12 protein-coding genes and 1 tRNA gene are annotated in these 14391 nt (G+C 33.0%); 8 read left to right on the top strand and 5 right to left on the bottom strand.

Translation table 11 applies throughout. The features are described from left to right. Positions 1-5: 5 nt before the first annotated feature. A complete protein-coding gene (locus B2989_RS02145; protein WP_145005845.1) occupies positions 6-203 on the top strand; it encodes a hypothetical protein in 198 nt (65 codons plus the stop codon). After that, the gene (locus tag B2989_RS02140; RefSeq protein ID WP_292943473.1) at positions 203-808 is read left to right on the top strand and encodes an FAD-dependent oxidoreductase; all 606 of its coding nucleotides are present in this window, start codon (positions 203-205) and stop codon (positions 806-808) included. Before B2989_RS02145 ends, B2989_RS02140 begins: the two co-directional genes overlap by 1 nt. On the opposite strand, the gene B2989_RS02135 is transcribed toward B2989_RS02140, so the two are convergent. From B2989_RS02135 to B2989_RS02125, 3 genes are all read right to left on the bottom strand, one after another. Further along, positions 805-2397, bottom strand: coding sequence for a S41 family peptidase (locus B2989_RS02135; RefSeq protein WP_292943470.1), 1593 nt, complete (start codon positions 2395-2397; stop codon positions 805-807). The two genes, B2989_RS02140 and B2989_RS02135, sit on opposite strands and share 4 nt — an antisense overlap. Continuing rightward, complete coding sequence (locus B2989_RS02130) at positions 2397-2828, bottom strand: deoxycytidylate deaminase (RefSeq protein ID WP_028284186.1); 432 nt, start codon at positions 2826-2828, stop codon at positions 2397-2399. The genes B2989_RS02135 and B2989_RS02130 overlap by 1 nt, the downstream gene beginning before the upstream one ends. 117 nt (positions 2829-2945) lie before the next feature. Then, positions 2946-3536, bottom strand: coding sequence for a HupE/UreJ family protein (locus B2989_RS02125; RefSeq protein WP_292943465.1), 591 nt, complete (start codon positions 3534-3536; stop codon positions 2946-2948). 158 nt (positions 3537-3694) lie between these two features. On the opposite strand from B2989_RS02125, the gene B2989_RS02120 reads away from it, so the two are divergent. Both B2989_RS02120 and B2989_RS02115 read left to right on the top strand, forming a co-directional pair. Beyond that, on the top strand, positions 3695-4666 hold the full coding sequence (locus B2989_RS02120) for a type I phosphomannose isomerase catalytic subunit (protein WP_292943463.1): 972 nt from the start codon (positions 3695-3697) through the stop codon (positions 4664-4666). Positions 4667-4674: 8 nt separating this feature from the next. Next, a complete protein-coding gene (locus tag B2989_RS02115) occupies positions 4675-5685 on the top strand; it encodes a LacI family DNA-binding transcriptional regulator (RefSeq protein ID WP_292943460.1) in 1011 nt (336 codons plus the stop codon). A 95-nt stretch (positions 5686-5780) separates the two neighbouring features. Here the strand turns inward: B2989_RS02115 and B2989_RS02110 are convergent. Then, positions 5781-5860, bottom strand: a tRNA-Leu gene (locus B2989_RS02110). A gap of 144 nt (positions 5861-6004) precedes the next feature. Between B2989_RS02110 and B2989_RS02105 the strand changes: the two genes are divergently transcribed. The 3 genes from B2989_RS02105 (at position 6005) to pth (ending at position 8347) form a co-directional block, all read left to right on the top strand. Then, positions 6005-6946 carry a ribose-phosphate pyrophosphokinase gene (locus B2989_RS02105; protein ID WP_145005828.1) on the top strand — a complete coding sequence of 314 codons (942 nt, stop codon included), beginning with the start codon at positions 6005-6007 and terminating at the stop codon, positions 6944-6946. 52 nt (positions 6947-6998) lie between these two features. Further along, positions 6999-7634, top strand: coding sequence for a 50S ribosomal protein L25/general stress protein Ctc (locus B2989_RS02100; RefSeq protein WP_145005825.1), 636 nt, complete (start codon positions 6999-7001; stop codon positions 7632-7634). 77 nt (positions 7635-7711) lie between these two features. Next, positions 7712-8347 carry an aminoacyl-tRNA hydrolase gene (gene pth, locus B2989_RS02095; protein WP_145005822.1) on the top strand — a complete coding sequence of 212 codons (636 nt, stop codon included), beginning with the start codon at positions 7712-7714 and terminating at the stop codon, positions 8345-8347. 53 nt (positions 8348-8400) lie between these two features. Here the strand turns inward: pth and B2989_RS02090 are convergent, their stop codons facing one another. Further along, positions 8401-11427 carry a reprolysin-like metallopeptidase gene (locus B2989_RS02090; protein WP_292943450.1) on the bottom strand — a complete coding sequence of 1009 codons (3027 nt, stop codon included), beginning with the start codon at positions 11425-11427 and terminating at the stop codon, positions 8401-8403. Positions 11428-11572: 145 nt separating this feature from the next. On the opposite strand from B2989_RS02090, the gene B2989_RS02085 reads away from it, so the two are divergent. Beyond that, the gene (locus B2989_RS02085) at positions 11573-14311 is read left to right on the top strand and encodes a M43 family zinc metalloprotease (RefSeq protein WP_292943448.1); all 2739 of its coding nucleotides are present in this window, start codon (positions 11573-11575) and stop codon (positions 14309-14311) included. Positions 14312-14391: the final 80 nt, after the last annotated feature.

Raw genomic sequence — 14391 nt, 5'->3', positions numbered from 1 at the left:
TTTTAATGAAACTATTTACATACATCACAACTATAATATCTGTTGTTTTAATAATATATAATGCTACAAACCTTAATTTTTCTGCATTATTTGAAGGAAAAAGCATTGTTGCAATAATCACCATACTAGCCTCATTATGTGCTATTTGCTTAGTACATATTTTACGTATTTCTAAAAAAATAGAAGTTAAAAGCAAAAGCTAATGGATTTTGATACTATAATAATTGGTGCTGGAGCTGCAGGATTATCTTGCGCATTAATTTTAGGTTCTGGACTTAAAAAACCTTTTGCTGAAGGAAAAAAAGTTGCATTAATTACGCATCAAAAAAATTCGCATTTACAAAATGCATTATTTAATAATGTTTTAGGACTTAAACCAGGCACTTTAGGAAAGGACTTACTTGAAGAAGGCATATTACAATTAACGCAATTATATCCTGAAGTTATACAGATTGACAAGGAAAAGGCAGAACAAGTTATTGAAACAGAATCTGGCTATAGCATTGTTACAAACAAAAAAACTTACACAACAAAACGCGTTGTTATTGCTGTTGGCTACACTAATTTATTAACCATATCTGGATTAGAAAACTACGTTAAACCTCATCCAAAAGCTGCGATTGAAAAAGATAGGATTTGGCTAGAAAACACAGACCATTTAATAAAACACAACCTTTATGTTGCTGGAACTTTGGCTGGTTGGAGAAGTCAGTTTGCTATTGCTTCCGGAAGTGGAGCACATGTAGGAACCGATATTTTAACTTTATGGAATAATGGCAAACATACTAAGGTGCACGATAAAATTTAATTTGCACTATTAGATAAGTCAATAACTTTATCAATCATTATATCATGCTTGTTTAATATTTTAAAGTAAGCACCAAAACCATATAACTGTTCTGCTAGAGTGGCTTTTAAATAATGTTTAACCTCTTCCTTATAAGCTACAAATACGATGTTAGAGCGTGTTTTTATTTTTAAAAAATCTTCGAAAGATTTTACAACTTCGTCCGTAATTTTAAAGTTATTAAAAAAGTCTTGCCTAGACATGTTTTTATAAACGTTACGTTCTTTTTCTAGCTCTTCAAAAATAAAATTATTTAATAATCCTCTTTTTTCTAAAAAAGTCAAGGTTTCGTTTAGCATTTTAGTGTCATACGGAACAAAAACATCAGGTATTATTCCTCCTCCACCATAAACAATGTTTCCCTTTGGTGTTGTATACTTCAAGGAGTCTGCTACTTCAATTTTACTTTCGTCTAAAAGCTCTCCACTGTTTAGGCGATCAGAATAATCGTCATAATAATCTCGGCTACCATTGTCGTAAGATCGTTGTATAGATCGACCAGTTGGTGTATAATATTTAGACACTGTTAGTCTTACCGCACTTCCGTCTCCTAATTTCATTTCGCGTTGCACCAATCCTTTACCATAAGAACGTCTACCTACAATAGTCCCTTTATCATTATCCTGCAAAGCACCTGCAATAATCTCTGAGGCAGAAGCAGAGCTTTCATCTATCATTACATACACCTGTCCTTTTTCAAAGTCACCTCGCTTAGTTGCATAGCTCCTATCTTCTTTTCCTTTTTTATTTTTAGTGTAGACTATTAACTTATCATCTTCCAAAAACTCGTCAACAATATTTACAGCTACTTCTAAAAAACCACCTGGATTACCTCTTAAATCTAAAGCTAAACTGGTCGCTCCTTGCTTCTTTAAATTTAGTAATGCTTTTTTAAATTCTGTAAAAGTACTTTCTGCAAATCGGTTAATTTTAATATAACCCAACTTATCTGTTAACATATATGCTGCATCTACGCTTTTAATTGACACCTCATCTCTGGTCACATTAAAAGTTAACAGCTTAGGCTCTCCTTTTCTAAAAACTTCTAAAAGCAACTGTGTGTAGCGTTCACCTTTTAGCTTATCAATCAAGGTATCATTATCATAACCACCACCTAAAAGCGACTCGCCATTTGCAGATATAATCCTATCTCCTCCAACAATACCTACTCTTGCGCTTGGACCATTTTCAATAGTTTTAATAACTGTTATGGTATCTTTAAATGTGTAAAAATTAATACCAATACCTACAAAGTTACCTTTCATGTTTTCGGCAACTTTTTGCATATTTTCTTTTGGAATATAAACTGAATGAGGATCTAGATTTCCCAAAATTCCATTAACGGTAACATCTACAATACTGTCGGTATTTACATCTTCAACATACTCATAATCAATATAATCTATTAACCTATTAAGTTTATCCTTTTTACTATTAGATGTAAATAACCTGTCTGATGAATCCCCAAAATTTAATTTTCCACCAATAAAGATTCCTGCTGCAATTGCAACACCTATAATTAAAGGAAAATATGTTTTGGATTTGGACATTAGTCTTCTAATTGTTCGATTAATTGGATATCTATTCCAGCTTTTTCTAAAAATTTTAAGCCTGAATTATCTTTGTATCCTTGATTATACACTACACGTATTATGCCAGCTTGATGTATTAGCTTACTACAATCTTTACATGGTGACATTGTAATGTACAATGTTGCACCTTTACAAGATTGTGTAGAAGACGCTACTTTTAAAATTGCATTAGCTTCTGCATGTAAAACATACCATTTTGTGTAACCCTCTTCGTCCTCGCAAAAATTTTCAAACCCACTTGGTGTACCATTATAACCGTCTGAAATAATCATTCTATCTTTAACTATAACAGCTCCTACTTGTTTACGCTTGCAATAGGATAACTTACCCCATTCTGTAGCTATTCTTAAATAAGCTTTATCGTATTTGAGTTGTTTTAAGTCTGACATAATTAGGTAATAGAAATTATAACGCATAAAATGATGCGCTTAGATATAAACGAAGATACTCGCTTCATATTTTAATCACAATTTTAAATATGAAGTTTATGAAAATTTTAATGATACTTAACCTAAAAACGGACTGTTTAACAACATAGGAATTACTAATCCAACAACAATTGCAGAGATTACCATAACCCAATCACGCTTAGAAAATCTAAATACAGTTTGAAAAATGTAACTTAAAAACAAGACTACAAAAACAATTATAATTTGAGCAATCTCTATACCTAATGCAAATTCTACAAGTCGCAATAACTTACTATCGCCTTGATCTAAACTCATCCTAAACTCTCTAGCAAAACCAAAACCATGTACTAAACCAAAAAACAAGGTAGACACAAACAAAAGTCCAATTTTTTGGCTTTTAGCAATCTTACCTGCTGTAAAGACATTATAAACAGCTACAATTAATATAGTAACAGGAATCAAAAATTCAATTAAATTACCATCTATTTTTACTTTTCCGTAACTAGCTAAAATCAAAGAGATTGTGTGACCAACAGTAAACATTGTAACTAGCCACAATACACGTTTCCAATCTTTAAAAAGATATGGCACTGCCAAAACAATTAAAAATAAAACATGGTCATAAGCGTTGATATCTAATACATGGTTAATACCATACTGTACATTTATCCAAAATTCTTGGAACATATAAATTAGGTTTTAGGGTTGTGGTAAATATACATAAAAACAAAAACGCTAGCCAAATTATAAGCACGATACAGATTAAAAAAAAGAGTTTAGTAAAAAACTATAAAATATAGCGATAGTTTGGTAAATTTGAACTCTAAACACCACCTTTTATACCTATGGAATTATATCCTTTAAAATTTCAACCGCTTTATAAATACAGAATTTGGGGAGGCGAAAAACTAAAAACTGAGCTTGGTAAAAACTATTCCAAAAACATGATAGGTGAGTCCTGGGAAGTATCTGACGTTAATAATGACGAAACGATTGTACTAGAAGGTCCACTTCAAGGGTTAACATTAAAACAATTAATCCAAAGATATAAAGGCGATTTTTTAGGCGAAACCGTTTATACTACATTTGGAAACAACTTTCCTTTGTTAATTAAACTTATTGATGCAAAAACGCCTTTATCAATACAAGTTCATCCAAGTAACGAAGTAGCTAAATCACGACACAATTCTTTTGGAAAAAACGAAATGTGGTATGTTATGCAAGCCGAAAAAGAGGCTGAATTAATCATTGGATTTAAAGAAAACTTATCTCCAGAACAATATGAACAATATTTAAAGGATGGTAAGATATTAGACGTAATGAACCATGAGATTGTAAGTAAAGGAGATACTTTTTATGTCCCAACAGGTCGTGTACATGCAATTGGAGCAGGTGTGTTATTAGCCGAAATACAACAGACCTCTGATATCACATATAGGATTTACGATTATGACAGAACAGATAGCACTACTGGTAAAAAAAGAGAATTACATACACAACTTGCAAAGGACGTTATAGATTTTTCAGTACAAGAGAGCTATAAAACAAACTATAACAAAACGACTAACCAATCTAATGATTTAGTTCATTCACCTTACTTTAAAAGCAATTTTATTAAAATTGATGGTACACTAAATAAAAATTACAGCAATATAGATTCGTTTATAATATATATATGTGTTGAAGGAAACGTAGAAATTGAGTGGAAAAAGGATGTTTTTACCTTAAAAAAAGGTGAAACAGTATTACTTCCTGCTAGTATTAAAAACATTTCTTTATCTTCAACGTCTTGTGAGTTACTAGAAGTTTATTTATAACAATTACTATGAAAAAAATTACTTTAAAAGATATAGCTAATCATTTTAGTGTTTCAATTTCGACAGTTTCAAAAGCTTTAAATGATAGCCCAGAGATTAGTAAATCTACTTCAGAAGACATAAAAGCTTACGCTAAAGAAAAAAATTACACACCAAACTTTAATGCCTTAAGCTTAAAAAATCAACGCACTAAAACCATTGGGATTATCATTCCAAACATGCTTAACTATTACTTTGCACAAGTATTAAAAGGAATAGAAAAAACAGCTACAAAAAAAGGTTACAAAATAATTACTTGTATATCCAATGACTCACTTAACAAAGAAATTGAAACGATAGAAATGCTATCCACAGGTGTTGTAGATGGTTTTATCTTATCTGTAGCTGAAGAAACGGAAACCGAAGCATCTTTTGATCATTTTAAATCTTGTATTGCTAAAGAAATCCCTTTAGTCATGTTTGATCGCGTTGTTGAAGACATAGATTGTGACAAAGTAATCACTAACGACTTTATGGCATCTGTAAACGCTGTAAATTACTTAAAAAATAAAGGCTGTAAAAAAATAGCTTTTGCTGGCGCAAATATGGACTTAAGTATAGGAAAACTAAGATATGAAGGCTATTTAGCTGGTTTAAAAAATAATAATTTAGAAAAAGACGACGACATTATAATAACAACTCATGAAATATATTACAAAAAACATGAAGCTGTCGTAAAACCATTATTTGATCATACTTTTGATGCTTTTATTGCTTCTGACGAGTCCGTAGCAATTGCTGCAATGAAAATAGCCCATGAAAAAGGCATTAAAATACCTACAGAATTATCTGTTTTAGCGTTTTCTAACGGAATTTTAGCAAGACACTCCAATCCTAGATTAAGTACAATAAGTCAACATGGAGAAATTATTGGCGAAAGAGCAGCCACACTTTTAATCAATAAACTAGAAAAGAAAATAACAAATACAACCATTGAAACTATAGAAACTGATATTGTATTTAGAGACTCTTCAAAATAAGACTAAACAAAACAACAGGCTAACAACTAGCTAATTACAACCAATAAAAAAAGCCTTTATAAAACTATTTTTTAGTATTATAAAGGCTTTAAACGTACTCAAGGTGGGAATCGAACCCACACTCCGAAGAATCGGATTTTGAATCCGACGCGTCTACCAATTCCGCCACTTGAGCAATTTGAGATGACAAAAATAAATATATTTTAGAAATATCCCGTAAAAATAGCGTCTAATATCTTTTAAAGCTCAAAAATTATACTAAATTTGCACCTCATTAAAAATCATGTAGCCTAAAAACCTACCAAACAACAGATTAACAATGCCAAACACAAAGCCAGAAGCTAAAATATTTTCCATTACGCAAAGTAAAGCGTTAGCAGAGAAAATCGCTCATGCTTACGGATCAGATTTAGGCAAAGTAATAACATCAACTTATAGTGATGGTGAGTTTCAACCATCATATGAAGAATCTATCAGAGGAACTCGTATTTTCATCATTGGATCAACAAATCCAAGCTCAGAAAACTTAATGGAAATGTTGTTAATGATTGATGCAGCAAAACGTGCGTCTGCAAGACACATTACAGCTGTATTACCTTACTTTGGTTGGGCAAGACAAGACCGTAAAGACAAACCTAGAGTACCTATTGCTGCTAAATTAGTAGCAAAAATGTTGGAAGCAGCAGGAGCTACTAGAATTATTACTATGGATTTGCATGCTGACCAAATACAAGGATTTTTTGAAAAACCTGTAGATCATTTGTTTGCTTCAACCATCTTTTTACCTTATTTAAAAGATTTAAAGCTAGACAATTTAACTATTGCTTCTCCAGATATGGGAGGATCAAAACGTGCTTATGCTTATTCAAAAGCATTACAAAGTGATGTGGTTATTTGCTACAAGCAACGTGCTAAAGCCAATGTAATTTCACACATGGAATTAATTGGAGATGTTACTGGTAAAAATGTAGTATTGGTAGATGACATGGTAGATACTGCTGGCACACTTACAAAAGCAGCGGATTTAATGATGGAACGTGGTGCATTAAGTGTAAGAGCTATTTGTACACATCCAATATTATCAGGTAATGCTTACGAAAGAATAGAGAACTCTAAATTAGAAGAATTAATCGTTACAGACTCTATCCCATTAAAGCAAGAAAGTAAAAAAATAAAAGTTTTAAGCTGTGCTGATTTATTTGCCGAAGTCATGCAAAATGTACATTACAATAAATCAATTAGCTCAAAATTTTTAATGTAGTAACGTATAACTACATCAACAACGTATTTAATAATTAAACATAAATAATAAAATGAAGTCAATTACAATCAACGGATCTCAAAGAGAAAGCGTGGGCAAGAAAGCAACAAAAGCCTTACGTAATGCTGGTCAGGTTCCTTGCGTACTATACGGAGGAGACAAACCAGTTCATTTTTCAGCAGCTGAGTTAGCATTCTCTAAATTGGTATACACACCAAATGCGCACACAGTTGTAATCGAATTAGAAGGTGGAACAGTTTTTAATGCTATTTTACAAGACATTCAATTTCACCCTGTAACAGATAATATTTTACACGTAGATTTCTACCAAGTATTTGAAGACAAAGAAATCACAATGGATATTCCACTTAACTTTATTGGTAACCCAAGAGGTGTAAGAAATGGTGGTGTTTTACGTAAAAACAAACGTAGTTTACGTGTTAAGGCTTTACCAGGAAACTTACCTGATTTTATCGATGCAAATATCGAAGATCTTAAAATCGGTAACAAATTATACATTACTAAGTTAGAAAACGAAGCTTACACTTTTATGCACCCAGACAACACTGTTGTGTGTTTAGTAAGACGTTCTAGAGCTGCAGTAACTGTAGACGATGAAGATGAAGATGAAGATGCAGATGATGTACCAGCAACTGAAACAGATGATGTAGCTGCAGTAAAAGATTAAATTTCTTTTAAAATTAAATACCAAAAAGCATCCTTTTAATTTAGGATGCTTTTTTTATTTTTACAAAAACAGACATTATGCTTAAATGGATTTTTAAACTGTTTACAAACAATAAATCCTCAAATTTTATTGAAGAATTAGATCCCATGAAAAAATTTTTAATCGTAGGCTTAGGTAATATTGGTGAAAAGTACGAGAATACACGCCATAATATAGGCTTTAAAATATTAGACTTTTTAGCTACAAAGGAGGACATTACATTTGAAACTCAAAAATTAGGAGATGTTGCAACCTTTAGATATAAAGGCCGAACATTTATTTTACTAAAACCAAGTACCTATATGAATTTAAGTGGTAAGTCTGTATTATATTGGTTAACTAAAGAAAAAATTCCTTTAGATAATTTACTTGTTATTACAGATGACTTAAACCTACCCTTTGGAAGTCTCAGGATTAAAACCAAAGGTAGTGATGGAGGACATAATGGACTAAAAGACATTCAAGAAAAATTAAACACCTCAAAATATAATCGTTTTAGATTTGGTATAAGCGATGCTTTTAGCAAAGGAAGACAGGTTGATTATGTATTAGGCGAATGGGAAGATGATGAAAACAAAAAACTTCCGGAACGCTATGAAAAAAGTGCAGAAATAGTAAAATCTTTTGGTACTGCTGGAATCAATAATACAATGAATAATTTTAATGGAAAATAAAAAAAGGAAGCTAAATAGCTTCCTTTTTTTATTTATAAATATTGAGCAGTAAATTACTTTACAATTAACTTTTTAGTTGCAGTAGACTTTCCGTCTGTAATACTTAATAAATACAATCCGGATTCTACATTATTTAATTTTATAGTTTGATTAAATTCAGTAGAATTTTGAAAAGACTCATTAAAAACACGTCGTCCTCTAACATCATAAACAACAACATTAACATCACTAGACAAATTATTATTATTCATTTGGATAACAAACTCTCCATTATTAGGATTTGGATACACATTAAAACTACTAAAATCAGTAAATTCTGTAACAGATAAAGATGCCATTACATTAATACGGTAATCTTCCACCTCAGCATCATGACCATTTTCGCAAGAGTTTGAAGCAGATGCATACTTTGTAGTTACACGCATAGTTGTCGCTCCAATAAGTGCATCAGAAGGAACGGTAACCATTAGTCCAGAATTTCCTGAAGGCCCATTTGTTACATTAATAGCAGAGCCTAAGTCATAAGTTTCATTTGCTTCAAATAAACAATTTTGATTCCAATCAATCCAAACATTAGTTACACAAGTATAGTTACCATCTGTATTTTGGTGTGTTACTAATGGATAAGTAGAGCCTCTATTAACATCCGTTGTTTGAGTTGCAATAGTAGACCCTGTATAATCACTATAACCTGAAGGTTTACCAGAAGTATTGTTTATATCTGCAAATTGAACTAAAGTCGTACTAGTTTGATAACTTGTATTAGCAACAGATGCACAGATACCGTCAATAATTGTTAAAGGTAAATCCACTGCTTTAGTTTGTGTAGCAGACGTACCTGTAATAGTAATTGTATAGTCACCAGCTGCAGCGCTTAGTAAACCAGATACGCTTACCAGAGTTGTTCCATCAGTATTTAAACTTGAAGGTGTAAATATCACATTTGCACTTGGTAATGCTGGACTGATTGAAGACGTGAAGTTAGTTGTCTCTGAAAAACCATTAACAGTAATCATATCTACAGTATAATCCACCGCATCTATACTACAAGCAACTTGAGCTCCTGTAGCATTATTAAGCACAAAAGAAGGCGTATTACTTATTGAAAACACGCTAGACATAGCATAAAATATATTATCCGCAGCCTCAACCATTACTCTAGCATTATCCGTATCTGCAATTGCAGGTATAGTCACAACTTCTGTCCCATCATTAGCTGTACCAGATGCTAAAGTTATTGGGTAAGTTAAACCTCCATCTGTCGAAAATTTAATATTTACCGATTGGCAATTAATAACCGTTCCATCAGTATCTCCAACATTCCATATTAAAGTTTGATCACTTCCTGAACCCCAAGCTGGTGGAGTAACAACAGTAAATGGCTGCGTACCTACAACGTCAACCACCATTAAATCTGCATCAGTTTGTCCAATACCATTAGCAAAACCACTAGCATTATCCCTTACTATAAAGGAAAAATTCATGGTTCTTGCAACAGCAGGAGTCACTTCCCAAGTTGGTGTTAAATTACCAGCAACCACATCACTATAACTTGGCATATATCTATCTGGAGAATCTGTTGGCAATATAGATCTATACATTGGACCTGTAGTCCAATTTGGTTGTGGCGCTCCGTTTGTTGGTGCCTGAGACGGATCGTTAGGACTCCAATTATACGTTAAACTTGCTAATCCATCAGGATCTGTTGCTGACCCTCTTAAAACAAAAGCTGTACTTGGTGGAATTGAATAATCAGAACCTGCATCTGCAACTGGAGGTTGATTAGTTAGCGCCATAGTCACACCACAATCACTAGTTCCTCCTGGTTGGATATTAGCAGAGATATCTCTAATATTTACATAGTTAAAATGAGCATCACTATTAGATTGTACGTTAGTAGCACAAATACCAGCATAACCCATAATAGAACTACCAGAAGCTGGCTCTACTTCTGTCATACCATTTCCTGAACGACTGCAAGTATTCATACTATGCCATCCATCAAATTGATGACCCATTTCATGCGCAACATAGTCAATATCAAATGCGTCTCCTGTAGGATTTGGTCGTCCCGTATAACCTCTACCCTTTTGATTTCCAGTATAAGGTGGTGCACCATCAAGACACACACAACCTAAACAACCTGCACTACCTCCTCCAGAGGTATTAAAATTATGGCCTATATCATACAAGCTTTCATCATTTAATGTTGTAGAAATCACTTGTTGTGTTTTTGTATTAAACTCTCCTGTCCAAGGATCTGTCGCTGCGTTATAATAAATCAATTGGTCATTTTGATTAATAAACACTAGTGTTATAGCCAAATCTCTTTCATAAACTTCATTTACTCTATTAATAGTAATTGCCATTTGAGCCTGAATATTTTGCTTCTTTTGTGCATCTGTTCCTGTTCCAGCAAATAATGCTCCATACTCACCATTACAGGTTTGAGCTAATCGATAGGTTCTAAGTTGCATATCGTCGGTATCAGCCAAAGCTCTTGCTGTTTCATTAGTAAGTGATCTAAGCTCTATGTTTTCATCTGTCAAACACTCAAAACCTTGTAAATCTTGACCTAAAGCACTTCTTTGATACACAATATAAAAGTCATTAGTAACAGTGTAAGGATCGATAAATAATGACCCTCTTTTTCCTGACAATGACATTGTATGTAATCCAAATTGAGTTAAACTAAACCGCATTGTAGCTGTTGGATCATCAACACCGACAGCTTTATACGTTTTAATCATCGGATTTTTCGCTGCTAATTCTGACTCCATAATTGGAGATTCAGAAACACTAAAGCGTTCTAACTTACCAGTAGCATCAGGAAAGTAAGCTATAACATTAGACTTACCTATATTTTCACCTCTTAAAGGAGCGTCTTTAATTGCTAATCTAAATTTTTCAACGTTTAAGGAAAATACTTGATAATCATCTGGAAAAGAAGCACGTCTAACTTTTTCTAAATTAGAAGTTTTAGCTTCGGTAGATTTAATCCAATAGTCTTGTTGACCATAGGAAAATACAAATGAAAGCATCATAAGTATTTTAAATAAATTGAGTAATCTTGTTTTCATGACAGCTGGTTTTAGTTGAATTATTAGACTAAAATAATGAGAATTCTTAATAAAATGCGTAAAAAAATAATATTCCTTTTAAAATTTAACACCCTAATTAGCAATTTTTCCATAAATTTATCGGATTAAACTAAAAAACCCTTTGATGAAAAAAATTACACTTTATCTTTTTTCTATACTATTCACTTTAAGCTTAACAGCTCAAGAGGAAAAGAGAAATAACGGTCAAAAAAACGTAACCCCTGAAAATGCTCGTAGTCTAGAGGACACAGGTTATGTAAAATGTTCAAGCACAGAATATGAAGCTTACTTAGCTCAACAATTTCCTGAAAGAGCTACAGATGGTCAATTTGAAGATTGGATGGCTACCAAAATTGAAGAAGCTAAACAACAACGCCTTGCAAATCCAGATAGCAGAAGTATGGTTGTTATTTCAATTCCTGTAGTAGTACACGTTGTTCACTCAGGACAAGCAATTGGTGTAGCACCAAATATTACTGACGCACAAGTAATTTCTCAAATTGATGCAATGAATGAAGATTTTAGAAAATTAACAGGTACACCTGGTGATGGAACTGGAGTTGATGTTGAGATAGAATTTTGTCTTGCTCAACAAGATGAAAATGGTAATCCAACTAATGGTATTAATCGTTTTGACTCTACTGCTTTAGGTACAACATGGTCTGGACCAGGAGGTAGTACAGATACAGTACTTAAACCTGCTACAATTTGGGATCCTACACAATACATGAACATGTGGTCTGTTCAATTTACTGATCAGACGCTTTTAGGTTATGCACAATTTCCTAATGCTTCAGGATTACAAGGTTTAAACGCTAATAATGGTGGTGCTAACTCGGATGGTGTTGTAGCTGCATATAGTACTTTTGGAGATATTGGTAGCAATGATGGTAGTTTTTTATTAAACGCACCTTATGATAGAGGTAGAACAATGACTCATGAAGTAGGTCACTACCTAGGTTTAAGACATATTTGGGGTGATGCTAACTGTGGAAATGATTTTTGTGCTGATACACCAACGCAACAAACATCTAGTGGTGGTAACTGTCCAGCAACGACAACCTGTGATGGTGTTGCTGATTTAACTACCAATTATATGGATTATTCAAACGATATCTGTATGAATAACTTTACTCAAAATCAAAAAGACAGAATGTTAATTGTAATGGCCAATTCGCCTCGTAGAATGGAATTAGCTAGCTCTAATGCATGTAACTCTTCAACAATTCCATTTATCAACACGTCTTCTGGAACACCTTCTCCTGGACAAATAGCTGAAGGTAGTGATTGTAATTTCCAAGATTATACAATTGATTTCACAATCTCTTTAGGTGGTACTGCTGCTTCTACAGTAACATTATCAAACAGTGGAACAGCTACAGAAAATGAAGATTTTATGTTAATGAATAACTCTGTTACATTTCCTGCTGGATCAACTACACCTAGTAATGCTGTTACTTTAAGAGTGTTTAATGATAGCTTTGTTGAAGCTGATGAAACTATTGAATTAACCTTAAATTTAACAACTACAGGTGATGCTACGGTATCAACAGTACCTTACAATGTTACCATATTAAATGATGACGCTGTTGTTTCAAACACTGCAAATGTTACATATTTTAGTGATGACTTTGAAGATGAAGATATTTCTGACTGGACAACCACAGATGCCGATGGTGATAGTAATTCATTTGGAGATCAATTTACAGTAGGCGTTGTTTTAAGTCCTAGTTTAATGTCACGTTCATGGATACAAGTTCCATTAACTCCTGATAATTGGGCTGTAACTCCAGCAATAGATTTATCTGCTGCTTCTGGAACAGTTACAATGAGCTGGACTACTCAAGTGGCTGCAGCAAGTTGGGACGAAGAAAAATATAGCATCCATGTAGGTAACACAAACAATATTGCAACCTTAGTAAATTCTGCGACTTCAATGACAGAAATATTAGGTGATGCTGGAAATACAGGAGCAATTATATCTCATACGTTTGATATTTCGGCATTTGCTGGTCAATCAAATGTTTATATTGCTTTTAGACATTGGGATTGTACAGATCAAGACTTTTTAGCTATAGATAATGTTGCTGTAACATCAAACGTTAACACGTTAGTACAAACAGATGTTAACACTACAACACCTGACCAAATTAACTTAACTGCTGCTGGTCAAGCTTACTCGACAGATGTTTCAACTGGAAATATCATGTTAGATATTGATAACACAGGAGGATTTGCTCATGGTTGTACTACAGTAGCTGTATCTAGAGATGCAACAACTGCTGGAGCTGCAGCTGTATCTTACGCTGGAGCAACTGATGCTGCTGGTTTTGTAACTGCTAAAACTTTTGATATCACAACCACAAATGCTAGTTCTAGTGACGCATCTTCAATTAACTTCTACTTTACTGAAGCTGAAATAGCTGCTTGGGAAACTGCTACTGGAAATAACAGAAGTGCATTACAAGTTAAAAAAGAAGGTACTAACGAAGTTGTACCTGTTACAATTAGTGCGTTTGGTACTGACTTAATATTATCTGCATCATTTACTACAGGTATCGCAGATACTTATTACTTTGGATCACAATTAGCATTCTTATCGGTTAATAATTTTGAATTAGCTAGTACTTTATCTATATACCCTAACCCATCTGTTGGTGTATTAACTATAAAAGCAGCTAATGACAATGATTTACCAAATGCTTACAAAGTATACAACATGCTTGGTCAGTTAATCACTGAAAACAACATTAACAACGCTCAAGATCTTACTATAGACACTACTCCATTTAGTAATGGAATGTATTTTATTAAAATATCTAAAGCTGGAAATGCTGTAACATTCCCTTTTATCAAGAAATAAAAAGATAAATACAATAATCTTAAAAGCCAATTGGATTTAATCCAATTGGCTTTTTTACTTTTGTAGTATAATATTAGAAA

This window comes from Olleya sp. UBA1516 (assembly GCF_002323495.1).
In the GTDB taxonomy this organism is placed as follows: domain Bacteria; phylum Bacteroidota; class Bacteroidia; order Flavobacteriales; family Flavobacteriaceae; genus Olleya.
Note: the sequence above shows the minus strand (reverse complement) of the source record. Positions and strands in the feature narration are given on the sequence as shown.